This window comes from Nocardioides sp. Root140 (genome assembly GCF_001426745.1).
Taxonomy (GTDB): Bacteria; Actinomycetota; Actinomycetes; order Propionibacteriales; family Nocardioidaceae; genus Nocardioides.
The window spans coordinates 1-23466 of the sequence record NZ_LMFI01000011.1; the positions used below are offsets into that span (position 1 = coordinate 1).

The window sequence follows — 23466 nt, forward strand, 5'->3', positions numbered from 1 at the left end:
AGCCCCGCCTGGCTGGACTTCCTCCGCCGCCTCCTGCGTCGACTCAACCCCACCCGACGACGACGCTCGGCACCCCGAGTCATCAAGCGCAAGTACGTCAAGTGGCACGTCAAACGCGCCCATCACGCCACCTGGCCCCAGCCCAAGGGCCTACCGACCTACACGGTAACTCCGCCCTAACTGAACGGTATTGACGCTAGGCGCGGGCACCCTGGCCGGGCATCGCGCTGCGGTACCCATCCGGGCTCCGACCCTGGTAGGAGTCGCCACCCGCCCGCGGAGTGATGGCAACGGCGCGTGAGTTCCCTAGGCTGGCCACATGTCTGTCGACCTGGGCGCGTTCGTGCGTGCGCTGCGCGCCCGCATCGAGGACAAGGGCGCCTCCCGCGGACTCGTCTACCCGTGGTGGATCGCGGTCATCACCTCGGTCGGCCAGGTCGGCGCCATGCTGGTCGCGGCCGCACAGCGCGACGTTCTCTGGACGCCGCAGCCCGTGGTCCTGGCGGTGCTGCTGATCGCCGTCCCGCACGCCCTGCACTTCGTGCTGCGCGACTGGCTGCACTGGAGCATCGGCACGGCGTTCGGGTTGGCCGGTGTGGGCTGGATGCTGTCCGCGCCGATGGTCGTCGACACCAACGCCGACGCGACCGTGCTCGCCCTGGCCCTGCTGGTCGGCGAGATGACCACCACCGAAGGTGCGCGCCTCGGCCTCTTCGTGGGCGGGCTGTCGGTGGTGATGATGTTCGTCATCGAAGGACCGGATGCCCTCGAGCTGGGGCTGCCGTCGATCCTGGTGGCGTTCATGATCGGCTACACGCTGCGGTGGCAGATGCGCGCGATCTCCGCCGAACGCGACGCAGTCGACGGCGCCCGCGCCCGTGCCGCCCTCGAGGAGCGCCAGCGCATCGCGCGCGAGATCCACGACCTCGTCGCGCACTCGCTCAGCGTCACCCTGCTGCACGTGACCGGTGCCCGCCGGGCGTTGACCGAGGACCGCGACGTCGACGACGCCGTCCACGCCCTCGAGGACGCCGAACGGATCGGACGCCAGGCGATGGCCGACATCCGGCGCACCGTCGGCGTCCTCAACAACGGCCCGCGCTCCGACGTACAGGCGGCCCTGCCCGCGGCCGGTGACATCCCGGGGCTGGTCGACGACATCCGGGCCGCCGGGCTCGAGGTCGACTTCGCGGAGTCCGGCGACCCGTCCGGCGTGCCCGAGTCGGCCGGCCTCTGCCTGTTCCGTGCGGTGCAGGAGTCACTCACCAACGTGGCCCGGCACGCGCCGTCCGCGCCCGCGCAGGTGCGCGTCGACTACTCGTCGCGCGGCGCGACCCTGACGGTGCGCAACCCGGCGCCGGCGGCGGCGCGACGTGGCACCGGCGGCTCCGGGCTGGCCGGCATGGCGGCCCGGGTCGAGCAGTTCGGTGGCACCTTGTACGCCGGACGCGATCCGGGCGCGGCCGACCAGTGGTTGGTGGAGGTGGACCTCCCGGGTTCGGCGGAGTGGTGCGTGGTGAAGCGGATGAAGGGAAGGGCTCGATGAACCCGGTGCGGGTGCTGCTGGTCGACGACCAGGAGCTGGTGCGGTCCGGGCTGCAGCGCATCCTGCGCCGCCGTGACGGGTTCGAGGTCGTCGGCGAGTGCGCCGACGGTGCCGAGATCCCGGGCACGCTGGCCGAGCTCGCCGCGGCGTACGACGGCACGGGTGCCCCGGTCGACGTGGTGGTGATGGACCTGCGGATGAAGCGGGTCGGTGGCATCGAGGCGACCACGCGGCTGCGCACCGACCCGGAGGCGCCACCGGTGCTCGCGCTCACCACGTTCGACGACGACGAGCTGCTCTCCGGTGCGCTGCGCGCCGGAGCCGCGGGGTTCGTGCTCAAGGACTCGCCCGCCGAGGACCTCATCCGCGCCGTGCGCGCGGTCGCCGCGGGTGACTCGTGGCTCGACCCCGGCGTGACCGGGCGGGTGCTGAGCACCTACGTGCGCACCGGCCCCGAGTCGGCACAGCGCCCGGAGGAGCTGACCGCCCGGGAGTACGAAGTGCTCCAGGCCATCGGGCGCGGCCTGGCCAACAGCGAGATCGCTTCGGCGCTGCACATCTCCGAGCTGACCGTGAAGAGCCACATCGGCCGGGTGTTCACCAAGCTGGACCTGCGCGACCGTGCGGCCGCCGTGGTCTATGCGTTCGACCACGGCATCGTGACGCCCGGTGGCTCCTAGCAGGGCTCGGTCCAGAGCGAGGGCGCCCGGGCACTAGTCGCTGGTGCGGTGCACGTTGTTCTGGGCGGCTTGGGCACGCGGCTTGATGACCAGCTCGTCGATGTTCACGTGGGCCGGTCGGGTGGCCACCCACGCGATGGCGTCGGCGACGTCCTCGGCGACCAGGGGGTCGGGTACGCCGGCGTACACCGCGTCGGCCTTGGCCTGGTCGCCACCGAAGCGGACCAGGGAGAACTCCTCGGTGTGCACCATGCCGGGCGCGATCTCGCTGACCCGGATCGGTTCGCCGAGCAGCTCGAGGCGCAGGGTCTGGGTCACCACCTTCGTGCCGTGCTTGGCCGCGACGTAGCCGGCGCCGGTCTCGTAGGGGACCCGCCCGGCCGTGGAGCCGACGTTGACGATGACGCCGTCCCCGCTGGCTCGCAGGGCCGGCAGCAGCGCCTGCGTCACCCGCATCAGCCCGACCACGTTGACGTCGTACATCGCCTGCCACTGCTCGGCGTCGGCCGACTCGACGGGCGCGGAGCCGAAGGCGCCGCCGGCGTTGTTGACCAGCACGTGGACCGATTCGCCGACGGCTCGTGCGAGGCCGTCGACCGACGCGGCGTCGGTGACGTCACAGGCCACCGCGAGGCCGTCGATCTCGGCGGCGAGCTGCTCGATCCGGTCGGTACGGCGTGCGGCGCAGACCACCCGGAACCCCTCGGCGGCGAGCGCTCGGGCGGTGGCGGCGCCGATCCCGCTGGAGGCTCCGGTGACGACTGCTGTGCGGCGAGTGCTCATGGCGAGGATTGTGCCGGATGGAGAGACGAGTGGCAGGGACGGGCCAGCCACGGCACACTGGGTCGGTGGCGCGTCGGGGTGGCGTGCCTGCGCGTGCACGAGAGCGCGCCTGCGTGTGCACAGAGAGGAAGCGTCGACGTGCGTGGACTGGCCGCCGTGACCGGGATCCTGGGTGGGCTGTGCCTTGTCGTCCGCCACTTCATCGACAGTGCCGATCCCTTGCAGTGGGCGGGCTTCGGACTTCTGGGCGTCGCGGTCCTCTGCATCGGGCTGATGCTGGTCCCGAAGGCTCCGGTCTGGCTGCAGGCCATCGTCGCGGTCGGCGTCGTGTGCCTCGCCGGCTCGGTGCTGGTCACCCTGCACAGCGAGCTCGACCCTGACCCGGTCGATCTCGGCGTCGGTGTCCTGGCCGTCCTGCTGTTCCTGTTCCTCGCCGTCCGGTGGCGTGGGTCCCGTGCGCCACGCACCCACGGCTCGCACAGCCGCTGACGCCTGCACCCTCCCGCATGCCGCATGCCGCCTGCCGCCTGCCGCCTGCCGGCGGGAACAGCCGGGAATAGCAGGCCTGCCACCGTGGTTCTGGGGAGGATGACCCGAGGAGGTACGACGCGCAGATGAGCCGCATCGCGATGATCAGCCTGCACACCTCGCCGCTGGACCAGCCGGGCACCGGCGACGCAGGCGGCATGAATGTCTACGTGGTCGAGCTGTCCCGACAGCTGGCCCGTCGCGGCATCGCCGTCGACATCTTCACCCGGGCCACGTCGTCGACACTGGATCCGATCGTCGAGTTCTCCGACAACATCCTGGTGCGCCACGTGCACGCCGGACCCTTCGAGGGGCTGACCAAGTCCGAGCTCCCGGGGCAGCTGTGCGTCTTCGCGCGCGAGGTGCTGCGCGCCGAGGCGGCGAACCTGCCCGGCCACTACGACGCGGTGCACTCGCACTACTGGCTCTCCGGACAGGTCGGCGCGCTGGCCCGTGACCGTTGGGGCGTCCCGCTCGTCCACTCGATGCACACCATGGCGAAGGTGAAGAACGAGGCGATGGCCGAGGGAGACACCCCCGAGCCGATCGCGCGCGTGCTCGGCGAGGAGCAGGTCGTCGAGGCCGCCGACATGCTGATCGCCAACACCGACCTCGAGGCCAAGCAGCTGATCGAGCTGTACGACGCCGAGCCCGGACGGGTCGAGGTGGTGCACCCGGGTGTCGACCTCAACGTGTTCCGTCCCCGCATCGACGCCCGCGAACGCCTCGGGCTGCCGGCCGACGCCCAGGTGCTGCTCTTCGCCGGTCGGCTCCAGCCGTTGAAGGCGCCCGACGTCCTCCTCAAGGCCGTGCACGTGCTGCTGACCGAGGACCCGTCCCTCCGTGCGCGCCTCGTGGTGCCGATCGTGGGCGGACCCTCCGGGTCCGGGCTCGAGCACCCGGAGGCCCTGGCCGACCTGGCCCACGACCTCGGGCTCGACGACGTGGTGCGGTTCGTGCCGCCGGTCGCCCAGTCCGTGCTGGCCGACTGGTGCTCGGCCGCGACCCTGGTCGCCGTACCGTCCTACAACGAGTCGTTCGGCCTGGTCGCCGTGGAGGCGCAGGCCGCCGGAGCGCCCGTGGTCGCGGCTGCCGTCGGCGGCCTGCCGACCGTCGTCCGCGACGAGCACTCCGGCCTCCTGGTCGACAGCCACGAGCCCCGCGACTGGGCGCACGCCCTCGGCCGGGTCCTCCGGGAGCCCGGGCTGCACGCCCGCCTGGCCGCCGGTGCGGTCGAGCAGGCGCGGCAGTTCTCGTGGGAGCGCACCGCGGACCGTACCCTCGAGGTCTACCGCCGGGCTGCCGGACTGATGAGGGAGGACGAGGCGATTGTCACCGCAGGTTGAGGCAGAACGGCCCGATCACGATCGGGTCGAGGTCGTCCGCGCCTGGCTGGTCGACAACGAGGTCGCCTACGACGAGGGCGCCCCCGGCGTCTTCTCGTTCTCGCTCCCGGGTGAGAACAAGCTGCAGACTCCGGTGCGCGTCGACGTCGGCCCGCACGCGCTCGGCGTCCACGCGTTCGTGTGCCGCAACCCCGACGAGAACCACGAGGGCGTCTTCCGCTGGCTGCTGGAGAAGAACCTGCGGCTGTACGCCGTCGCGTTCGCCATCGACCGGCACGGTGACATCTACCTCGACGCCCGGCTGCCGCTCTCGTCGACCAACGCCGACGACCTCGACCGCCTGCTCGGCACGGTGCTGGCCACCGCCGACGAGTCGTTCAACACCATCCTCGAGCTCGGCTTCGCCTCCTCCATCCGCAAGGAGTGGGAGTGGCGCATCTCGCGGGGCGAGTCCACGAAGAACCTCGAAGCGTTCCGCGGGTGGCTCGAGCAGGAGTAGGTTCCGCCCATGACAACGGTTGCCTACGTGATCGCCGGCCTCGTCGCCGCACTGCACCTCTGGTTCCTGGTGCTCGAGATGTTCCTCTGGACGGCGCCGGCCGGTCGCAAGGCCTTCGGGCTCACGGCGGAGTTCGCGGAGGAGACCAAGGCGCTGGCCGCCAACCAGGGCCTCTACAACGGGTTCCTCGTCGCCGGCCTGGTCTTCGGGATGATCCGCGGCGACGAACCGACGATCGCGTTCTTCCTGGCGTGCGTCGTGGTGGCCGGCGTCTACGGCGCGGCCACCGTGAGCCGCAAGATCCTGTTCGTCCAAGCCGTGCCCGCCCTGATCGGCCTGATCCTCCTCATCCCCGCTCTCACCTGACCCGTCGCCAGTTCTGATCGACCCGTCGTTAGTTTCGATCGACCCGTCGTGAGTTCTGATCGACCCGTCGTGAGTTTCGTTCGACCCGTCGTGAGTTCTGATCGACCCGTCGTGAGTTTCGATCGGCACGAAAGACTGGCGACGGGTCGCCCAGAATTGGCGACAGGTCAACCTGAACTGGCGACGGGTCGCGTGAAGTCAGTCCCACGCGTCACTTTCGTCACTTACGCTGTCGGGCATGGCCTTCCCCTCCGCTCGTCGTACGCCGTCACGCCTGGCCGTCGTACTCCTGATCGCCGCGCCCTTGGCCGCCGCCGCACCCCTGGCCACGGCTGCGCGTCCGGCCGCGACTGCGCCCCTGGCCGCAGCGCAGGTTGCCGCTCCGGCAGCCATCACGTCCTCAGCCGGTACGTCGCACGCGTCGCCCGCGGTCGTCGTACAGCGGGCGGGGGCCGTCACGCCGCGGGTGCAGACCACCCGCTGGAGCAGCAACGCCGAGCTCGCGACCGGCCTGCGCAACGGCAGCCTGATCAGCAACGGATCGCTGCAGTTCGCAGCCCGGCCGATGGGGTCGGCCAGCCTGCGTGATCCCTACGGCTCGGGGCGCTCGGTCCGCTACGACTACGCACGCTGGACCTCGCCGTGGGTGGCGCCGGGCTTCGACGCGACCAACCTCATCGCATCGTGGAACGCCCGCGTGCCGGCCGGCACCTACCTGCGGATCGACGCGCGCACGAAGTCGGCGACGGCGGCCAGCTCGTGGGACACGCTCGCGGTGTGGGGCTTCACCGTCGAGAGCATCCATCGCTACTCCGGTGAGGCGCAGACCGACGACCTCAACAAGCTGAACACCGACACCCTGGTCAGCCAGGGCACCAGCCGGATGCGCCAGTGGCAGCTCCGCGTCACGCTGATGCGGCGCAGTGGCACCACCGCGACGCCGCGCCTCGACTCGATCGGCGCGGTCGCGGCGAACTTCACCACGCGCACCGCGGCGACTTCGCCGACCTCGATGCGCGCGACCAGCGAGAGGGCGGTGCCGAAGTTCTCCCAGATGATCCACACCGGCCACTACCCGCAGTGGGACGCGGGCGGCGAGGCCTGGTGCTCGCCGACGTCGACGGCCATGGTGCTGCGCTACTACGGCCGCGGGCCGAGTCCGGAGCACTACGCGTGGACCGGTGAACGCGATGGCCAGGTCGACCACGCTGCGCGCTACACCTACGACCACAACTACCAGGGCACCGGCAACTGGCCGTTCAACACCGCCTATGCCGGGCAGTACTCCACGGACGCCTTCGTCACCCGCCTGCTGAACCTGCGCGACGCCGAGCGGTTCATCCGGGCCGGCATTCCCGTGGTGGTCTCCATCGCGTTCGCGCGTGGCGGTCTCGACGGGTCGCCGCTGACCTCGACGCCGGGCCACCTGGTGGTGATCACGGGGTTCGCGGCCGACGGCCGGGTGATCGTCAACGACCCGTCTGCCGCGACGAATGCCGGCGTACGCCGGGTCTACCGTCGCGACCAGTTCGAGCGCGCGTGGCTCGGTGGGTCCGGCGGCGTGGCCTACGTGATCCGCCCGCCCGGCAGAGCCCTTCCCGGCGATTCCCCCCGCTGGTGACCCACCCGCGATACTCCCTGACGTTCCGGCCCTCCACCCGCGATACTCCCTGACGTTCCGGCCCTCCACCCGCGATACTCCCCGACGATTCCGTGGTCGGCCGTCGCGGCAGTCATGTCGTGACGGGTTGGTCGGCCGGTACGCCGGCCAACGGCTCCGGCTCGCGGGCCTTCGTACGGCGCCGTGAGACGAGCACGCCGACCACGCACAGCACCCCTCCGACGTACGCCAGTGCCGGAGGCGTCTCGCCGAGCAGCACGGCAGCCAGCACGATCGCGATGACCGGCACCAGGAACGTCGTGATCGCGAGGCGGCCGGCGTCCATGTGGGTCAACGCGAAGGCCCAGGTCGAGAACGCGAGGGCGGTCGGGAAGACGCCGAGGTAGAGGATCCACAGCCACGACGAGGCGCTGCCGTGCTCCACCAGGTCGACGAACTCACCGGTGAACGGCGAGGCGGTGAGCAAGCCGATCACGCAGGCCAGGAACGTGATCTCGAACGGGTGCAGTCGCCGGGTCAACGGCTTCTGGCAGACCACGCCGATGCCGTAGGTGATTGCCGCGAGCACGGTCAGCAGCACGCCCCACAGGTCGCGGTCGCCGGACTGGTCGTTGGCCAGCGCGATGATCGCGACGCCGGTGAAGCCGATGGCGATGCCGACCACCAGCCACTTGGTGAGGCGCTCGTCGAGGAACACCGCGGCAAGCAGCGCTACCAGCAGCGGGCCGATCTGGATCAGCATGGCCGCAGTGCCGGCGTCGATGCGGCGCTCGGCCTCGTTGAGGGCGAGGTTGTAGATGCCGAACCACATCACGCCGCACGCGATGAGCAGCGGCCACTCACGCCCACGGGGCCAGGTGCGCGGACGCCGATAGACCATGATGCCGAGCACGATCGCCGCGATGCCGAGCCGCCCGATGGTCAGCGCACCCGGGGTCACGTCGTGCCCGAGGTGCCGGATCGCCACGAAGGCGGACGCCCAGCACACAAGGGTGAATCCGGCGGCTGCGGTGGGCAGCCAGGTGCGAGTCAGGGCTGGGGAGTTCGTCACTCACCAAGCCTAGGGACCGGCGTACGTCGTTGCCGAGCGATTTTCGGACAGCGTTGCGCGACATCCCGCCGTACTCCCCGATACTGCCTGAGATGTCCGACCTCGAAGGGCCGAAACGTCAGGGAGTATCCCCAAGGAAGGGCCGAAACGTCAGGGAGTATCCCCAAGGAAGGGCCGAAACGTCAGGGAGTATCGGAGAGCTAGAGGTCGAGCTTGTAGCCGAGGCCGCGGACGGTGACCAGGAACTTCGGCTCACCGGGGTCGGGCTCGAGCTTGGCGCGCAGCCGCTTCACGTGCACGTCGAGCGTCTTGGTGTCGCCGACGTAGTCCGACCCCCACACCCGGTCGATCAGCTGGCCGCGGGTGAGCACACGGCCGGGGTTGCGCAGGAACATCTCGAGCAGCTCGAACTCCTTGAGCGGCAGCCGCTGCTCGTTGCCGTCGACGGTCACCACGTGGCGCTCGACGTCCATGCGCACCGGGCCGGCCTCGAGCGTGGCCGGCGACAGGTCGGGCTCCTGCCCGCGGCGGAGTACGGCGCGGATCCGCGCGACCAGCTCGCGGGGGGAGTAGGGCTTGGTGACGTAGTCGTCGGCGCCCAGCTCGAGCCCGACCACCTTGTCGACCTCGTCGTCCTTGGCGCTGACCATGATCACCGGCACCGTCGAGGTCTGCCGGATCTGACGGCACACCTCCGTGCCGGGGATGCCCGGCAGCATAAGGTCGAGGAGCACGATGTCGGCGCCCGCCCGGTCGAACTCGGTGAGGGCGTCGGGGCCGGTGTTGGCCACCGCGACCTCGAAGCCTTCCTTGCGGAGCATGTACGCCAAGGCGTCGCTGTAGCTCTCTTCGTCTTCGACAACGAGTACCCGGGTCACGGACGTGCCTCCTGCTTTTTCCTGGGAAGGGTCAGGGTGAACGTGGATCCCTGTCCCTCGACGGACCATACGCGGATGTCGCCACCGTGGGTGGCCGCGACGTGCTTGACGATGGACAGGCCGAGGCCGGTGCCACCTGTGGAGCGGTGCCTGGCCGGGTCGACCCGGTAGAACCGCTCGAAGATTCGGTCGATCTCCTCGGTCGGGATGCCGATGCCCTGGTCGGTCACCGAGATCTCGACGGACTCCTCGGTGGCGCGCGCGGCGACCAGCACCGACGACCGGTCGAGGGAGTAGTTCACGGCGTTGGCGACCAGGTTGCCCACCGCCACGGCGATCTGCTCGGTGTTGCCGAGGACCTTGAGGCCCTTCTCGCCCGAGGCCACCACCGACAGCCCTCGCGACTCGGCGTCGATCGCGACGGTGTCGACCGCGGTGGCGATGATCGAGTCGACGTCGACCGGCAGCGGCTGGTCGAGCGGGTCGTCGCCCTGGAGCCGGGAGAGCTCGATGATCTGCTGCACGAGGCGGGCCAGTCGCTCGCTCTCGATGATCATCCGGCCGGCGAAGCGCTCGACCGCCTCGGGGTCGTCGGAGGCCTCCTGCACGGCCTCGGCGAGGATGCGGATCGCACCGATCGGGGTCTTCAGCTCGTGGCTCACGTTGCCGACGAAGTCGCGGCGGATCGCCTCGACCCGGCGCTCACGGGTGCGGTCCTCGACCAGCACCAGGATCAGCCGGGCGCCCAACGGCGCCACGCGGGCGGTGACGTGGCGCGCGGGCGCGGCCGACGTACGGGCGACGACGATCTCGGTCTCCCGGATCTGCCCGTCGCGGCGCACCTGGCGCACGACCTCGGAGAGTCCGGAGTCCTTGAGCTCGTGACCGCCGACCAGGCCGAGGGCGTACGCCGGCGCGGAGGCCTTGCGTACGACGTCGTCGTCGTCGATCACCATCGCACTGGAACGCAGCACCGACAGCACCTGGGCCACGCCGGTGGGAACCACGGGCTCGGCGGTGTCGGGGATCCGTTGCTGCTGCCGCTCGCTCATCACGAAGGCCAGCACGACCCCGGCCACGAAAAGGCCGATGAGCAGCGCAAACAGGACCGTTTGCGATGTCGTCACGCCATGATCGTACGCAGCGTTTCACCTGGAGTTCGCCAACGAGTCCAATGCTTCACACTGTTCATCCCCAGTTCACGCATCAGCGACGGCTGGTCACTTGCGCCCCTTACTGTCTCCCGCATGCGTGAGGCCTTCCATGACGAACTCGATTCCATCTTCATCGACCTGGCGGGCATCGCCCGCCAGGTCCAGCACGCCGTGTCGCGTGCCACCGAAGCCTTGATGACCGGTGACGTGCACATCGCCGAAGAGGTGATCAGCGGCGACAAGGCGATCGACCTCGCCCGGGAGGCGGTGGAGGAGAAGTCATTCGAGCTGCTCTCGCTGCAGCAGCCGGTCGCCCGTGACCTCCGCACGGTGGTCGCCGCGCTGCGCATGGTGGCCGAGCTCGAGCGGATGGGCGACCTGTCCGTCCACGTCGCCAAGATCGCCCGGTTGCGCGTCCCGTCGGTCGCCGTACCGGCGCAGGCGGAGCCGACCATCCGCCGGATGGCCACGGTGGCCGAGATGATGACCGCGAAGACCGCGGAGATCATCGAGAAGCGCGACGTCGAGGCTGCCGCCGAGCTGGCCCAGGACGACGACGAGATGGACCGCCTGCGCCGCAACTCCCTGCGTGAGCTGCTCAGCTCGGAGTGGACCCACGGTGTCGAGCCGGCCGTCGACCTGGCCCTGCTGGGCCGCTACTACGAGCGGATCGCGGACCACGCCGTCTCGGTCGCCCGTCGGGTGGTCTTCGTGGTGACCGGCGAGACCGTCGTCGACGACTGAGTCCAGGCTGGGACCGCAAGGACAAGACGTCGGCCCGCACTCCACTGTGGAGTGCGGGCCGATGCCCTTCTCGGCCAGGCCCTCGGGGGACCCGGTCGTCGGTCAGGGCTTGGAGAGCCTCATCGAGTAGTCGCCCGATCCGCGGTAGGACTGGACGACGTACGAGTAGGAACCCGCCGTGCCCTCATAGGTGATCTCCTCGTGCGAGCTCGAGGAGTCACTCTTGGCCACCCGCACCCACGAGCTGCCGTTCCACTTCTCCAGGTAGAGGTCGTAGTCGGTGCCCTCCGGACCGTCGAGGCACGCCTTGTGCGTGCCCGCAGCGGCCGAGGTGTAGTAACCCTCGGCGCCCGGCTCGTACGAGTAGTCGTTCGTGCCGGTCAGGCTGCCGTTGTCGGTGAGCGTGAGGTCCGGGCAGGTGCCCGGCTCCGGGTCGGTTCCGCCGCCGGTGCAGGCGACGTCGTTCTCCGGCACGCCCACGCCGTCCCATGCCTTCTCGACTCCGGCGCACTCAGCGCTGTCGGCACCGTAGATGTCGGTCGCGGCCTGCACCGTCGCGTCACGCGCCTCGGGGTAGGTCGTGGTCGAGGTCATGTAGGCGTCGAGGGCCTTGAACCAGATCTGCTCGACGTTCTCACGGCCGATGCCCTCGACGGTCGAGTCGTCACAGGTGGGGCTGTCGTAGCTGACCCCGTTGATCTCCTTCGCGCCCGAGCCCTCGGAGGCCAGGTAGAAGAAGTGGTTGCCCGGACCCGAGGTGTAGTGCGGGTCGTCGTTGCCGATCTCGGGGGTCCAGCAGTCGTAGCTGGCACCGTCCTTGGAGGGCTGGTCCATGTAGCGCAGGGGTGTCCCGTTGCCGTTGATGTCGATCTCTTCGCCGATCAGGTAGTCGCCGACGTCCTCTGCGTTGTTGGCGTTGAACTCCACCGCGGTGCCGAAGATGTCGCTGGTGGACTCGTTGAGGCCGCCCGCGTCGCCGTAGTAGACCAGCCCGGCGGTCGCCTCGGTGACACCGTGGCTCATCTCGTGGCCGGCCACGTCCAGCTCGGTGAGCGGGTTCTCGTTGTTCTCGCCGTCGCCGTACGTCATCTGCTGGCCGTCCCAGAAGGCGTTGACGTAGTTGTCGCCGTAGTGGACCCGCGAGGGGACGCCGACGCCGTCGTCGAAGATGCCGTGGCGGCCGTGCTTGTCGAGGAAGTAGTCCCACGTCTGCGCGGCGCCGTAGTGCGCGTCGACACCGGCCGAGTGCGGGTCGGCCATCGTTCCGTCGCCCCAGTCGTCGTCCTCATCGGTCATCACCGAGCCGCCGGACTCGCCGTTGCCGAGGTCTATGGTCGTGCCGTTGCCGCGCTCGGTGTCGGTCATCTCGAAGCCACCGCTGACGGCCTTGGTGCCGATCTCGACCTCGCCGACGAAGATTCCGTGGCCGGTGCCGGTGTGGATCTCGTCCCAGCTGGCCAGGGTCTTGCCGGTCTGGGCGTCGACGATGACGTGCAGGCGGCTGGGCGTCTGGTCCTTCTTCACACCCTTCACGACGACGTCGTAGGCCAGCCGGTCGCCACCGTCGGTCGCGAAGACGACCTGCTCCGCGGACTTGCCGGTGACCTTGTAGCCGGCCGTGCGGACGCCCGCGTCGAGGGCCCTGGCCCTGCTGACCTTGGCCGTGCTGCTGGTCGGCTTCACCGCGGCCCGGCTGGCGTGCTGGACGCCGGTCACCGCTCCCTTGGCGTTGGCGTGGACGATCATGTCGCCGCCGATGACCCGCATGCCCTGGTAGGTGCGCTGGTAGCGGGTGTGCGTGACGCCGTCGGTGTCCTTGACCACGTCGGTGGCGGTGAGCTCCTGGCTGGCCGGGAGCCCGATCTTCTTCGCCATCGTCGCCTCGCCGGAGCGGGCCCGGGACAGCAGCTGCTTCTGCTCCTTGACGGTGACCGTCTTGGCGCTGTTGCGCTGCTGGGCCTGGAGGTCAGACGAGCGGTCTTCGCGCGGCTTCTGGACGTCGTCGTCGCCCCCGAATGCCTGCGCGGTCGGCGCGAGGCACATGAGGGCGATCGTCGCGGAGGCCACCAGTGTGCGGCGCCTGCGCGAGATGAGGTTGTGACTCATTGATCTCTCTTTCCCGAGTTGGTGCCGGAGTCGACACTGCCTTCGACCTTGTGTCGTCGTACGCCGGCAGGCAAGAGAGGCGGGCTTGTTAACTTTTGACTCGTGGACGGGCCGACCCGAAGGTCAGTAGTGCCAGGCGAGCCCGGTCGTGCCGGGGGCACAGTCGAGCACCACGTAGTGCGCGTGCCCCAGCGAGTCGACGGTCACCCGCCGGGCCGAGTCGCCACCCTCGTCACGGGGCCGGTGGTAGGCCTCCACCCACTCCGGCAGGTCATTCGTCGGGAAGTGCACCTCGACGACGTACTCGCGGATCGCACGCGCACAGCTGGCGTCGTACGACGTGTCGAGCGGGCCGGGCCCGTCGGCGGTGATCTCGTAGTCGAGCACGACGGTGTCGCCACGGCTCAAGGACTGGGCGAAGCGCAGCTCCGTGCCGAGCACCCGGTGGGCCGTGTCGACGTGCCGGGAGGCGACCTCGGCGCCGGCATGGACGGTGAGCCAGGGGGTCCCGGCGGTGCGGTCCTCGAAGAACTGGGTGACCCCGATGCCCTCGAGGCCGTCGGCGTCGGCCCGGGCGACGGTGCGGATGCGCACCGACTCGATGCGTCGCGCGGCGTCCAGGCGTACGACGTCGTGCTGGCTGATCCGTGTCAGGTGCTGGCCGCCCGAGTGTGCCTGCACCTTCTCGGCGATGCGACGTACGGCCTCGCGCTCGACGAAGCGCGGCACCAGGCCGACCTGCTTCGGGGCCCGGACGGGGCCTCGTGGACGTGGTGCCGGGACCAGCACCCGCAGGCTGCGTGGGGCCAGGCCGAGCACGCTCTCGAGGTGGGCGACGACCATCTGCGAGCGCTTGCGGCCGGGGACCCGGTTGCCGCTCTGCCAGTAGCTCAGCGTGGCGACGCTGACCTCGACCCCGCGTTCGGCGAGACGCTGCTGGATGTTCTCCAGACACAGCCCGCTGCGTTCGACCGCTTCGCGCAGCGCGGTGGCGAAGTCGTTGGGGCGTGTGATCAGCGCGGGCACGGTTCTCCGATCGTGCCCCAACCCATCTCCCCGAGCGTCGAAATCTAGCAGCACGCTCCCGGCAGGCCGCCTGCTGCTGAGCCTCCACGCGTGATCGGGTCCGACTCGTGATCGACCCGGGTGGGTCGCATAGCCTGCATCAGTGACCACACTCCTCATCCTCGGCGCCACGGGTGCCGTGGGCTCCCGAGCTCTCGAGATGGCCCTCGCCGACACCCGGGTCGACCGCGTCGTCGCCCCCACCCGGCGTCCCCTCGCCGAGCGCGACGGTCTGACCAACCCGGTGCTCGACTTCCACGACCTGCCCGGGGACAGCGACATCTGGAGCGTCGACGCCGTCGCCTGCGCCCTGGGTACGACGCGCAAGCTGGCTGGCTCGCGTGACGCGTTCCGACAGGTCGACCACGACCTCCCACTCCGGGTTGCCGAACTGACCCGCCAGGCCGGGGCGTCGTCGTACGCACTGGTCTCGTCGGTGGGCGCCGACGAGAGGTCGCACACGTTCTACCTGCGGGTGAAGGGCGAGACTGAGAACGCTCTCGAGAAGTGCGGCTTCGAGTCGCTGACCCTGCTGCGCCCTGCCGGCCTGGTCGGTGGTGTCCGCACCCGTGCGACCGGCATCGGTGACCACCTCGTCGAGGCCAGTCGCGCGATCAAGCCGCTGATGCCGGCCCGATATCGTCCCGTGCACGTCGACCGGGTGGCCGCGGCACTCGTCGGGTCAGCGGTGGCCGCCGACCCCGGCGTGCACGTGCGTCAGAGCGAGTCGCTCTGACCGCTGGTCTGCTGCGCCCCTGCGGACACTTCGACCCCCGCCAGCAGGGTGCAAAGCAGCATGGACGGAGCGTTACTCGCGGGGTGGGTGGTCAGCGGCCCTGGTTGGCCACGGCGGCGGCGGCCTCGGCGGCGGCCTCGGGGTCGAGGTACTCGCCACCCTTGACCGTCGGTGCGAGGTCGTCGTCGAGGCGGTAGACCAGCGGCATGCCGGTGGGGATGTTCAACCCGGCGATGTCGGTGTCACTGATGCCGTCGAGGTGCTTGACGATCGCGCGCAGACTGTTGCCGTGGGCGGCGACCAGCACCGTCTTGTCGGCGCGCAGGTCGGCGACGATGTCGGACTCCCAGTAGGGGAGCAGTCGCGCGATGACGTCCTTGAGGCACTCGGTGCGGGGCATCTCGTCGCCCAGGTCGGCATAGCGGGGATCGCCCACCTGGGAGAACTCGTCGTCGTCGGCCAACGGCGGAGGCGGGGTGTCGAACGAGCGGCGCCAGGTCATGAACTGCTCCTCGCCGTACTCGGCGAGGGTCTGCTTCTTGTCCTTGCCCTGCAGGGCGCCGTAGTGGCGCTCGTTGAGGCGCCAGCTGCGCCTGACCGGGATCCAGTGGCGGTCCGCGGCATCGAGGGCGAGCACGGCGGTGTTGATCGCGCGGCGCTGGAGCGACGTGTGGACCACGTCGGGCAACAGGCCTGCGGCGACCAGCTGCTCACCGCCGCGGACGGCCTCGGCGCGGCCCTTCTCGGTCAGGGCCACGTCGACCCAGCCGGTGAAGAGGTTCTTCGCGTTCCACTCGCTCTCGCCGTGGCGGAGCAGGATGAGGGTGTAGGTCATCAGTGGTCGTCGCCCTCGGTGGCGTGCTCCTCGCCCGAGTGGCCGACCTCCTGGCCCTCGGTCAGCTCGTCGCCGTCCTGGCCGGCCCACTGGCCGGCGTTGGCCACGATCGGCACCTCCACCTTCACGGGGTCGGAGTGGCTGAAGCTCAGCGTCAGGGTGGCCCAGCCGCCGATCTTGAAGTCGCCGGTGACCTTGATGCCGTCGACCGAGTCGCCGCTGGCGGCGGGCAGGTCGTCGGTGGTGTTCGCGATGCGGGTGGCGCCGCCGGGGGCGACGGTGACCTTGCCCTTGACCTGGGCGGTGACACCCTCGCCGGTGATGCCGGTGAGCGTGTCCTCGTTCTCGAGGTCGTTGTTCGACAGCGTGGTCACCAGGGTGCCCTCGCCGTCGGCGGTGGCGACGATCACGGCGTTGAGCACGTCGACGGCGTGGTCACGGTTGTTCGCGCCGGGAGCCGGCGTGTAGACCTTGTCCGTGGCGTAGTTGAAGCCACACGACGCCAGCATGGGCGCGGCGAGCACGAAGGTGCCGGCAGCGATGGCGCGGGCAATCCGGTTGCGAAGCAGCATCTGAAGGCCTTTGGTGTCGTCGGCGGGCCGTGTCTGACCGGACCGCAGTCGGGTCACAGCCTAGACGACATATTCCGAGTGGGAGATGCCGGGCTCGCGGTGTCCGCATCCCGACCCGGCGGCGGGTTCACGCCTCATTCATTCACTGCACGAGGCCGACGGTGAGGGCGGTCGCGATCAGCGCTGCCCCGACCACGATCGTGTAGATGACGGCGATCACCATCAGCTTCGGAGCCCCCGTCCTCAACGCGATCCGGAGCGGGAAGCTCGTCGTACCGTCCTTGTTGTCGTCGACCAGGCCGGGCAGGGAGACGAGCAGGTGGACGCCGATGCCGAGCAGTGCGGCGCACACGGTGAGGGCCAGGGTCGGCGGACCACCCGCGCCGTCGCCACCCCAGCCGCCGTACGACAGGAACGCGGGGAACAGGCCGAACGTGGCCATCCAGGGCAGGTAGGAGAACTGGCTGCGACGCAGCAGCCCGGCGTTGGTGAGCATGGCGATCAGCAGTATGCCCAGCCAGGTCAGGCCGGACGTGAGGCCGTGGGAGATCGCCAGCGGGATCACCAGCAGTGCCGCGACGGCGATCGAGAAGACCACCGTGCCCTTCTCGAGGTAGCCCGCGGCGACGGGCTTTCCCTCGCGGGCGTGGGACTTGTCGCGGTCGGCGTCGACGAGGTCGTTGTGCCAGCCGAGCAGCACCTGTCCGACGAGTGCGGTGGCCAGCACCAGGCCGACCTCGCGCGTGGGGCGGCCGGCCAGGGCGGCAGCGACCGTGAGGCCGAGCGTGACCAGCACTGCCTGCCGCGGGTGGCTGGCCCGGAACAACGCGACGGGCAGGCTCCGACCGAGCTCGAAGACCGCGCCCGGTGTGCCGTCGGCGCGCGACGAACGGACGCGTCGTGCGGGCTTGTAGTTCTTGGCAGACATAGGCCGAAGTATTGACCAAGGGGCCCGTGATTGCAGGGATTCGACGCGCCAGTGCGGTACGGCGGCGGCGCCCGATCGAGGCCTCGAGAACACTTGCCCACCACAGGCAATGCGGTTCTGTCAAGCCCGGATTGGGCACCTGACCTGCGCAAACGTGGAAAGGGGTGTCTAGAACTCGTGTTAGACTGGTCACCTAGGAAGGGGTACTTGGCACATGACATTTACCGTCGGCGAAACGGTTGTTTACCCAAATCACGGAGCGGCTGTCATCGAGGACATCGAGACGCGCACCATCAAGGGAGAAGACAGGGAATACCTGGTTCTCCGCATCGTCGCACAGCAGGACCTTGTCGTTCGGGTTCCTGCCTGCAACCTCGACCTGGTCGGGGTTCGTGACGTCGTGGACAAGGAGGGCCTCGACCGCGTGTTCGACGTCCTTCGTGCCGCGCACGTCGAGGAGCCGACGAACTGGTCGCGTCGCTACAAGGCGAACCTCGAGAAGCTGCACTCGGGTGATGTGATGAAGGTTGCCGAGGTCGTTCGCGACCTGTGGCGCCGTGAGCGTGACCGCGGCCTGTCCGCCGGTGAGAAGCGGATGCTGGCGAAGGCACGCCAGATCCTCGTCTCCGAGCTGGCCCTGGCCGAGCACACCAACGAAGACAAGGCAGAGGCGATCCTCGACGAGGTCCTCGCTTCCTGATCCCTGTTTCACGCAAGAGCCCCACGGTCCCCAGGGCCGTGGGGCTCTCGTCATTCCATCGACCCGTCGTGAGTTGCGGTTGACCTGTCGTGAACTGCGGTTGACCTGTCGTGAACTGCGACCAGGGATGGAAACTGGCGACGGGTCGATCGGAACTGGCGACGGGTCGGCGGACGCTTGTCCAGTGGCCGTGAGGTGGTGAGGACAAGTTGACACCTGCGTGAAACAAACCGTTCCCGGCCCGAAATCTGCACTGCCTAGGTTCCTCGACATCCGCACACTCGAGGAGTCGATCGTGACCACCACCGCACCCCTGCCCTCCCGGCCCGCGCCGTCCGCCATGAAGGGCGGCACCTGGATCGAGGACTGGCGCCCCGAGGAGCCCGAGTTCTGGGAGAACGGCGGCGCCAAGGTCGCCCGCCGCAACCTGATCTGGTCGATCTTCTCCGAGCACCTCGGCTTCTCCGTGTGGCTGCTGTGGAGCGTCAGCGCCGCCATGCTGCTCAAGGTCGGCTTCGACTTCACCACGTCGCAGCTGTTCCTGCTGGTCGCCGTACCCAACCTGGTCGGGTCGCTGATCCGGTTGCCCTACACCTTCGCGGTGCCCAAGTTCGGCGGGCGCAACTGGACGGTGGTCAGCGCCACGCTGCTGCTGATCCCGACCCTGCTGTTCGCGCACTTCGTGCAGCGCCCCGAGACGCCGTACTGGGTCTTCCTGGTGATCGCGGCGACAGCCGGCTTCGGCGGCGGCAACTTCGCCTCCTCGATGGCGAACATCAACTTCTTCTACCCGGCCAAGCGCAAGGGCACGGCGCTGGGCCTCAACGCGGCCGGCGGCAACCTCGGCGTCGCGGTGATCCAGTTCTTCCTGCCGATCGTGGTCGGTGGCGCGGGTGCCTTCGGCCTGGTCAAGGCGAGCGAGAGCGGCCTGGCCCTGCAGCGTGCCGGCTACCTGTACGCCGCACTCGCGGTGCTGGGTGCGGTCTGCGCCTGGTTCTTCATGAACAACCTGGCCGCCGCCCGCTCCAAGCCGCGCGAGCAGCTGGCCGTCGTGAAGTACAAGCACACGTGGGTGATGTCGTTCCTCTACATCGGCACCTTCGGCTCGTTCATCGGCTACTCCGCCGCGATGCCGCTGCTGATCAAGCTCAACTTCTGGGTGCCCACCGCCGACGGTGCCGGCGCCGGCATCAACTTCGCCTACTACGCCTTCCTCGGCGCACTGGTCGGCTCGGTGGCCCGCCCCTTCGGTGGCTGGCTGGCCGACAAGTACGGCGGCGCGCGGGTCACCCTCTTCACGTTCGGCGCGATGATCGCCGGCACGCTGGCGGTGCTGTGGACCCTCTCGCAGCTCACCCCGAACCCGACCGCGAGCGTGGCGATCGCCGAGGAGAACCAGCAGTGGTTCCCCTGGTTCCTCGGCTTCTTCCTCTTCGTCTTCGCGGCCAGCGGCATCGGCAACGGGTCGACGTACCGGATGATCCCGCTGATCTGGGCCCGCCAGGCCCGCACCACCACCGCGGAGGGCACCCCCGAGCAGGCCGACGCACTGGCCCGCGCGACCAAGGAGTCGTCGGCCGTGATCGGCATCGCCGGGGCCGTGGGCGCCATCGGCGGCTTCCTGATCCCGATGACGTTCGGTGCCCCGTGGATCGAGGACCCGGTGTCGGCCGTCAGGGGTGCCTTCCTCGTCTTCACCGCCTTCTACGCCGTGTGTCTGGGCGTGACGTGGTTCTTCTACACCCGACGCGCGTTCCTGGTCGGCCGGGTGCCGAGCCTGGCCGGCGCCGGAATCTAGGACCTGCATGAGCACCGAGACCCACTGTCCCTACTGCTCGCTGCAGTGCGGGATGCGGCTCGCGCCGGCCGGGGCCTCCGTCGGGGCTTCGACCGGCGCGAAGCCCGCCCCCGCACGGGCCGCCCTCGAGGTCACCGAGTGGCCGGAGTTCCCGGTCAACCAGGGGGCCCTGTGCCGCAAGGGCTGGACGTCGACCGGGTTGCACAGGCATCGCGAGCGGTTGACCCAGCCACTGGTGCGCTCCGCCGAGACCGGGGAGCTGGCGCCGGCGTCGTGGGAGGAGGCCCTCGACCTGATCGGCGACCGCCTGCTCGCCGTGCGCGACGCTCACGGGGCCGACGCGATCGGCGTCTTCGGTGGGGGCGGGCTGACCAACGAGAAGGCCTACCAGCTGGGCAAGTTCGCCAGGGTCGCGATCGGCACCAGCCAGATCGACTACAACGGTCGCTGGTGCATGTCGTCGGCCGCCTCTGCAGGCACCCGGGCACTGGGTCTCGACCGCGGTCTGCCCTTTCCCCTTGCGGACATCGAGCAGCCCGACGTCGTCGTGCTGGTCGGGTCGAACCTGGCCGAGACCATGCCGCCGGCCGCGCGTCACCTCGCCGCACTGCGTGAGCGGGGCGGCAAGGTCGTGGTGATCGACCCCCGCCAGACCTCGACCGCCGCGCAGGCCGACGTGTTCGTGCAGCCCGTTCCGGGCACCGACCTCGCGCTCGCGCAGGCCGTGCTCCACCAGGTCGTCGCCGACGGCAACGTCGACTCGGACTATGTCCAGGCTCGGACGACGGGCTTCTCGTCCGTGCGCGACTCGGTGGCGTCGTGGTGGCCCGAGCGGGCCGAACGCGTGACGGGGGTGCCGGCGTCGGAGATCCGTTCCCTGGCTGCGCTGCTGGGCTCCGCGGACAAGGTGATGGTGTTGACCGCCCGCGGCGCGGAGCAGCACGCGTCCGGCTCCGACACGGTGCTGGGCTGGATCAACGTGGCGCTGGCACTGGGCATGTGCGGCAAGGAGTACGCCGGCTACGGCTGCCTCACGGGGCAGGGCAACGGGCAGGGGGGACGCGAGCACGGGCAGAAGGCCGACCAGCTGCCCGGCTACCGCATGATCGACGACCTGGAGGCTCGCGCGCACGTCGCGTCGGTGTGGGGCATCGACCCCGATTCCCTGCCTGGCAAGGGGAAATCGGCCTACGAGCTGCTCTCCTCCCTCGGTGAACCGGACGGGGTGAAGGCCCTGTTGGTCTTCGGCTCCAACATCGTGGTCTCCGCACCCAACGCCTCGTTCGTGTCGCAACGCCTGGACGCCCTCGACCTCCTGGTCGTCGCGGACATCGTGCTCAGCGAGACCGCCGCGCGCGCGGACGTCGTACTGCCCGTCACGCAGTGGGCGGAGGAGACTGGCACCATGACCAACCTCGAGGGACGCGTCATCCTGCGTCAGCAGGCGATCACGCCGCCGGCCGGAGTGGTCAGCGACCTGGCCGTCCTGCGTGGGCTGGCGACCAGGCTGGACTCGCCGGTCGACTTCTCCACCGAGCCGGAGGAGATCTTCGCCGAGCTGGGCCGGGCCTCCGCCGGTGGCAAGGCCGACTACGCCGGGATCACCTACGACCGGATCCGCGACGAGCAGGGCGTGTTCTGGCCCTGCCCCTCACCCGACCACGCGGGCACACCGCGGATGTTCCTCACGGCCTTCGGCCACCCCGACGGTCGGGCCCGCTTCCACGTCGTCGAGCACCGGGGCGCGGTCGAGCAGCCGGACGCCGACTATCCGCTGCACCTGACCACCGGGCGGGTGCTCGCGCAGTACCAGTCCGGCGCCCAGACCCGCCGGGTGCGCGACCTGCCCGACACCGGACCCTTCGTGGAGCTGCACCCGATGCTGGCCCGGCGCCTGTCGGTGTATGACGGAGAGGAGGTCCGGCTGGCCACGCGACGCGGCGTGATGACCGCACCGGCGCGGGTCGTCGACACGATCCGCCCGGACACCGTCTTCGTGCCGTTCCACTGGGTCGGTGCCAACCTCCTCACCAACGACGCCCTCGACCCCGCCTCGCGGATGCCCGAGTTCAAGGCCTGCGCCGTGGCGGTGTCGCGCGCCGATCTGATTGCGTCCGGTCGTGACCTGCCCGACGTGGTGGCTGCGTCATGAGCGAACGGCTCGTCATCGTCGGCAACGGGATGGCCGCCACCCGGCTGGTCGAGATGCTCGTCGCGCGGCGGTACGACGGACACATCACCGTGATCGGCGAGGAGCCGGTGCCGGCGTACAACCGGATCCTGCTGTCGGCCGTGCTCGAGGGCACCCACCGCGCCGAGGCCCTGACCATGCGCGACCCGGAGTGGTTCGCCTCGGTGGGGGTCGACCTGCGCCTGGGCAGCCGGGTGCTGCAGGTCTCGCGCAAGGAGTCCGACGTCATGCTGGTCGACGGGACGACGATCCCCTGGGACCGGCTGGTGCTGGCGACCGGCGCCATCCCGACGCTGCCACCGATCCGCGGGCTGGTGCAGATGGACGGCCAGCTGCATCCGAAGGTGCACGCGTTCCGCAGCCTTGCCGACTGCAACGGGCTGCTGTCCGCACTGGCGGAACGTGAGGGACAACGTGCCGTGGTCGTGGGCGGCGGACTGCTCGGGCTCCAGGTCGCGCGCGCCCTCAGCGTGCGCGGCGTCGCGACCGAGATCGTCGAGGGCACGGAGCACCTGCTCTCGACCCAGCTCGACGAGCGCGGGGGCTCGATTCTCAAGCGTGGGTTGAAGAAACTCGGCACGGAGGTCTACACCGGCGCACGCGCCGTACGCCTGACCGACGAAGGTCTGAAGCTCGACAACGGCTACACCCTGGAGACCGATCTGGTCATCCTCACCGCCGGCGGACGCCCGTCGACGGCACTGGCTCGGCAGGCGGAGCTCTACGTGCGGCGCGGGATCGTGGTCGACGGCCACCTCGCCTCGATCACCGACCCACGGGTGCACGCTGTCGGCGACTGCGCCGAATTCGCGGGGAAGGTGACCGGGTTCGTGCCACCTGCCTGGGAGCAGGCCGTCGTCCTCGCTGAGCACCTCTGTGGCGGCGACGTGGCGTACGACGGATCACGCTCGGTGGCGCGGCTGAGGGCCAGCGACCTGGAGGTCGCCGTGCTCGGGGACCCGGAGCACACCGATGGTGAGGTGGTCGAGGTGACCAACCCGATCGCCGGGACGCACCGCAAGCTCGTCGTCCGGGGCGGGGTGATCGTCGCCGCCGCGCTGGTCGGGGACCTGGCCCGGGTCGGACTCATCACCCAGCTCTACGACCGGCGCACCATCCTGGGCGCGCACGAGCCGGGGGAGCTCCTCTCCGCCGAGCGCGCGACCGCCTCGGAGGCGACGGAGCTGCCCGACGACGCGGAGGTCTGCGCCTGCGCCGGCGTCAGCGCCGGCCGGATCCGCGGCTGCCGCACGCTCGACGAGGTGCGCGGCTCGACCCGGGCCACCACCGGCTGCGGCGGCTGCAGCTCCGTCGTCGAGCAGCTGCTCGCCCGCTGACG

At 70.0% G+C, this 23466-nt stretch carries 23 protein-coding genes; 14 read left to right on the forward strand and 9 right to left on the reverse strand.

Annotation, left to right across the window (positions count from 1 at the left end):
• The 3 genes from ASD30_RS27620 to ASD30_RS18635 all read left to right on the forward strand — a co-directional run.
• A partial coding sequence (locus ASD30_RS27620) for a hypothetical protein (RefSeq protein WP_235532630.1) occupies window positions 1-180 on the forward strand: 180 nt, incomplete at its 5' end.
• Between the two features lie 139 nt (window positions 181-319).
• Complete coding sequence (locus ASD30_RS18630; RefSeq protein ID WP_056685288.1) at window positions 320-1546, forward strand: sensor histidine kinase; 1227 nt, start codon at window positions 320-322, stop codon at window positions 1544-1546.
• Window positions 1543-2226: a response regulator transcription factor gene (locus ASD30_RS18635; RefSeq protein ID WP_056685292.1), complete on the forward strand. Its 684-nt coding sequence runs from the start codon at window positions 1543-1545 to the stop codon at window positions 2224-2226. Before ASD30_RS18630 ends, ASD30_RS18635 begins: the two co-directional genes overlap by 4 nt.
• Before the next feature lie 33 nt (window positions 2227-2259).
• Here the strand turns inward: ASD30_RS18635 and ASD30_RS18640 are convergent, their stop codons facing one another.
• Window positions 2260-3009: an SDR family NAD(P)-dependent oxidoreductase gene (locus ASD30_RS18640; RefSeq protein WP_056685295.1), complete on the reverse strand. Its 750-nt coding sequence runs from the start codon at window positions 3007-3009 to the stop codon at window positions 2260-2262.
• Window positions 3010-3147: 138 nt separating this feature from the next.
• Here ASD30_RS18640 and ASD30_RS18645 point away from each other — a divergent pair, with 138 nt between their 5' ends.
• The 5 genes from ASD30_RS18645 to ASD30_RS18665 all read left to right on the forward strand — a co-directional run bounded on the left by ASD30_RS18645 (window position 3148) and on the right by ASD30_RS18665 (window position 7369).
• Window positions 3148-3498: a hypothetical protein gene (locus ASD30_RS18645; RefSeq protein WP_056685298.1), complete on the forward strand. Its 351-nt coding sequence runs from the start codon at window positions 3148-3150 to the stop codon at window positions 3496-3498.
• Window positions 3499-3623: 125 nt separating this feature from the next.
• Window positions 3624-4883 (forward strand): D-inositol-3-phosphate glycosyltransferase, encoded by a 1260-nt coding sequence (gene mshA / locus ASD30_RS18650; protein WP_056685301.1) that lies wholly within the window; start codon window positions 3624-3626, stop codon window positions 4881-4883.
• Window positions 4867-5382 (forward strand): YbjN domain-containing protein, encoded by a 516-nt coding sequence (locus tag ASD30_RS18655; RefSeq protein ID WP_056685304.1) that lies wholly within the window; start codon window positions 4867-4869, stop codon window positions 5380-5382. The genes mshA and ASD30_RS18655 overlap by 17 nt, the downstream gene beginning before the upstream one ends.
• A gap of 9 nt (window positions 5383-5391) precedes the next feature.
• Window positions 5392-5748, forward strand: coding sequence for a DUF1304 domain-containing protein (locus ASD30_RS18660; protein WP_056685319.1), 357 nt, complete (start codon window positions 5392-5394; stop codon window positions 5746-5748).
• 238 nt (window positions 5749-5986) lie between these two features.
• Window positions 5987-7369, forward strand: a complete 1383-nt coding sequence (locus ASD30_RS18665; RefSeq protein WP_056685322.1) for a peptidase C39 family protein — start codon at window positions 5987-5989, stop codon at window positions 7367-7369.
• Between the two features lie 112 nt (window positions 7370-7481).
• Here the strand turns inward: ASD30_RS18665 and ASD30_RS18670 are convergent, their stop codons facing one another.
• The 3 genes from ASD30_RS18670 to ASD30_RS18680 form a co-directional block, all read right to left on the reverse strand.
• A complete protein-coding gene (locus ASD30_RS18670) occupies window positions 7482-8420 on the reverse strand; it encodes a DMT family transporter (RefSeq protein WP_082563994.1) in 939 nt (312 codons plus the stop codon).
• Between the two features lie 200 nt (window positions 8421-8620).
• Window positions 8621-9298: a response regulator transcription factor gene (locus tag ASD30_RS18675; RefSeq protein ID WP_056685326.1), complete on the reverse strand. Its 678-nt coding sequence runs from the start codon at window positions 9296-9298 to the stop codon at window positions 8621-8623.
• On the reverse strand, window positions 9295-10425 hold the full coding sequence (locus tag ASD30_RS18680) for a sensor histidine kinase (RefSeq protein ID WP_056685329.1): 1131 nt from the start codon (window positions 10423-10425) through the stop codon (window positions 9295-9297). Before ASD30_RS18680 ends, ASD30_RS18675 begins: the two co-directional genes overlap by 4 nt.
• A 120-nt stretch (window positions 10426-10545) precedes the next feature.
• Between ASD30_RS18680 and phoU the strand changes: the two genes are divergently transcribed.
• The gene (gene phoU / locus ASD30_RS18685; RefSeq protein WP_056685333.1) at window positions 10546-11196 is read left to right on the forward strand and encodes a phosphate signaling complex protein PhoU; all 651 of its coding nucleotides are present in this window, start codon (window positions 10546-10548) and stop codon (window positions 11194-11196) included.
• A 102-nt stretch (window positions 11197-11298) separates the two neighbouring features.
• On the opposite strand, the gene ASD30_RS18690 is transcribed toward phoU, so the two are convergent.
• A complete protein-coding gene (locus ASD30_RS18690; RefSeq protein WP_082563995.1) occupies window positions 11299-13302 on the reverse strand; it encodes a M4 family metallopeptidase in 2004 nt (667 codons plus the stop codon).
• A 123-nt stretch (window positions 13303-13425) separates the two neighbouring features.
• Complete coding sequence (locus ASD30_RS18695; protein WP_056685336.1) at window positions 13426-14328, reverse strand: hypothetical protein; 903 nt, start codon at window positions 14326-14328, stop codon at window positions 13426-13428.
• Window positions 14329-14470: 142 nt separating this feature from the next.
• On the opposite strand from ASD30_RS18695, the gene ASD30_RS18700 reads away from it, so the two are divergent.
• A complete protein-coding gene (locus ASD30_RS18700) occupies window positions 14471-15103 on the forward strand; it encodes an NAD(P)H-binding protein (protein ID WP_200949848.1) in 633 nt (210 codons plus the stop codon).
• A gap of 91 nt (window positions 15104-15194) precedes the next feature.
• Here ASD30_RS18700 and ASD30_RS18705 read toward each other — a convergent pair whose 3' ends face one another.
• The 3 genes from ASD30_RS18705 to ASD30_RS18715 all read right to left on the reverse strand — a co-directional run bounded on the left by ASD30_RS18705 (window position 15195) and on the right by ASD30_RS18715 (window position 17438).
• Complete coding sequence (locus ASD30_RS18705) at window positions 15195-15938, reverse strand: phosphoglyceromutase (protein WP_056685339.1); 744 nt, start codon at window positions 15936-15938, stop codon at window positions 15195-15197.
• Window positions 15938-16510: a hypothetical protein gene (locus tag ASD30_RS18710; RefSeq protein WP_056685342.1), complete on the reverse strand. Its 573-nt coding sequence runs from the start codon at window positions 16508-16510 to the stop codon at window positions 15938-15940. Before ASD30_RS18710 ends, ASD30_RS18705 begins: the two co-directional genes overlap by 1 nt.
• A gap of 142 nt (window positions 16511-16652) precedes the next feature.
• Window positions 16653-17438, reverse strand: a complete 786-nt coding sequence (locus ASD30_RS18715; RefSeq protein ID WP_056685345.1) for a UbiA family prenyltransferase — start codon at window positions 17436-17438, stop codon at window positions 16653-16655.
• Window positions 17439-17652: 214 nt separating this feature from the next.
• Here ASD30_RS18715 and ASD30_RS18720 point away from each other — a divergent pair, with 214 nt between their 5' ends.
• From ASD30_RS18720 to ASD30_RS18735, 4 genes are all read left to right on the forward strand, one after another.
• Window positions 17653-18138 carry a CarD family transcriptional regulator gene (locus tag ASD30_RS18720; RefSeq protein ID WP_056685347.1) on the forward strand — a complete coding sequence of 162 codons (486 nt, stop codon included), beginning with the start codon at window positions 17653-17655 and terminating at the stop codon, window positions 18136-18138.
• A gap of 295 nt (window positions 18139-18433) precedes the next feature.
• Window positions 18434-19936, forward strand: a complete 1503-nt coding sequence (locus tag ASD30_RS18725; RefSeq protein WP_321163491.1) for an MFS transporter — start codon at window positions 18434-18436, stop codon at window positions 19934-19936.
• A gap of 7 nt (window positions 19937-19943) precedes the next feature.
• Window positions 19944-22088 (forward strand): molybdopterin oxidoreductase family protein, encoded by a 2145-nt coding sequence (locus ASD30_RS18730; protein WP_056685350.1) that lies wholly within the window; start codon window positions 19944-19946, stop codon window positions 22086-22088.
• A complete protein-coding gene (locus ASD30_RS18735; RefSeq protein ID WP_056685351.1) occupies window positions 22085-23464 on the forward strand; it encodes an FAD-dependent oxidoreductase in 1380 nt (459 codons plus the stop codon). Before ASD30_RS18730 ends, ASD30_RS18735 begins: the two co-directional genes overlap by 4 nt.
• The last annotated feature ends 2 nt before the right edge of the window (window positions 23465-23466 follow it).

Coding starts and splice junctions, on each gene's coding strand:
- ASD30_RS18635 (WP_056685292.1), top strand. CDS start 1,543: ATGAACCCGGTGCGGGTGCTGCTGGTCGACGACCAGGAGCTGGTGCGG.
- ASD30_RS18735 (WP_056685351.1), top strand. CDS start 22,085: ATGAGCGAACGGCTCGTCATCGTCGGCAACGGGATGGCCGCCACCCGG.
- ASD30_RS18730 (WP_056685350.1), top strand. CDS start 19,944: ATGAGCACCGAGACCCACTGTCCCTACTGCTCGCTGCAGTGCGGGATG.
- ASD30_RS18705 (WP_056685339.1), bottom strand. CDS start 15,938: ATGACCTACACCCTCATCCTGCTCCGCCACGGCGAGAGCGAGTGGAAC.
- ASD30_RS18690 (WP_082563995.1), bottom strand. CDS start 13,302: ATGAGTCACAACCTCATCTCGCGCAGGCGCCGCACACTGGTGGCCTCC.
- ASD30_RS18630 (WP_056685288.1), top strand. CDS start 320: ATGTCTGTCGACCTGGGCGCGTTCGTGCGTGCGCTGCGCGCCCGCATC.
- ASD30_RS18640 (WP_056685295.1), bottom strand. CDS start 3,009: ATGAGCACTCGCCGCACAGCAGTCGTCACCGGAGCCTCCAGCGGGATC.
- phoU (WP_056685333.1), top strand. CDS start 10,546: ATGCGTGAGGCCTTCCATGACGAACTCGATTCCATCTTCATCGACCTG.
- ASD30_RS18720 (WP_056685347.1), top strand. CDS start 17,653: ATGACATTTACCGTCGGCGAAACGGTTGTTTACCCAAATCACGGAGCG.
- ASD30_RS18660 (WP_056685319.1), top strand. CDS start 5,392: ATGACAACGGTTGCCTACGTGATCGCCGGCCTCGTCGCCGCACTGCAC.
- mshA (WP_056685301.1), top strand. CDS start 3,624: ATGAGCCGCATCGCGATGATCAGCCTGCACACCTCGCCGCTGGACCAG.
- ASD30_RS18710 (WP_056685342.1), bottom strand. CDS start 16,510: ATGCTGCTTCGCAACCGGATTGCCCGCGCCATCGCTGCCGGCACCTTC.
- ASD30_RS18715 (WP_056685345.1), bottom strand. CDS start 17,438: ATGTCTGCCAAGAACTACAAGCCCGCACGACGCGTCCGTTCGTCGCGC.
- ASD30_RS18665 (WP_056685322.1), top strand. CDS start 5,987: ATGGCCTTCCCCTCCGCTCGTCGTACGCCGTCACGCCTGGCCGTCGTA.